Source organism: Corallococcus sp. AB038B, assembly GCF_003668955.1.
In the GTDB taxonomy this organism is placed as follows: Bacteria; Myxococcota; Myxococcia; order Myxococcales; family Myxococcaceae; genus Corallococcus; species Corallococcus exiguus.
Genome location: NZ_RAWO01000060.1, coordinates 1 through 532, shown reverse-complemented (window position 1 = coordinate 532; position 532 = coordinate 1). Strand labels below are relative to the sequence as shown.

The window sequence follows — 532 nt, the reverse complement described above, 5'->3', positions numbered from 1 at the left end:
TCCAAATATCGATACAACATATCGGAATTATCACAATAATGTCTGTGTATCAACATTAAATGACTGGGATGGAGGACCATCTTCAACATTCGAAGATCTTCTCCAAGGTCTGATGTTTCTTTTCCATTCTCCCAATCCTGATGATCCATTAACCTCGAATATTACTTCGGATGATGACGAATTTCTCAGAAATGTTCGTATTTCGATTGAAGGTGGTGTAATTGAAGATTTCGACCACTTACCATTCGAGATGAACTATGGTTATAAACGTTATTTAGCCGAACAAGAAAAACAACAAAATGAAGAAGAAGAAGAAGAAGATTCGAGAAGATGATATTTGTCCCAGAGTGCATGGAATTGAAGATATTTCTCTTCGAAAAATGATCGGAGTTTCTGATCAGTAAAGCGTTTGAAATTGAAAAAATGACGGTTCGGAATAAAAAATGGCTGTGTTGTTTCAAATTGACTGAAAATGGCAATCTCTTTTGAGAAAGTGTTGGCGGCTGAAAAATCATCGATAAAATCATCTTTG

General features: G+C 35.5%; 1 protein-coding gene. It reads left to right on the top strand.

Translation table 11 applies throughout. From position 1 onward, the window contains the following. The coding region (locus D7Y04_RS42540) for a ubiquitin-conjugating enzyme E2 (protein ID WP_147477331.1) at positions 1–334 on the top strand (334 nt) is incomplete at its 5' end. Between the last annotated feature and the right edge of the window lie 198 nt (positions 335–532).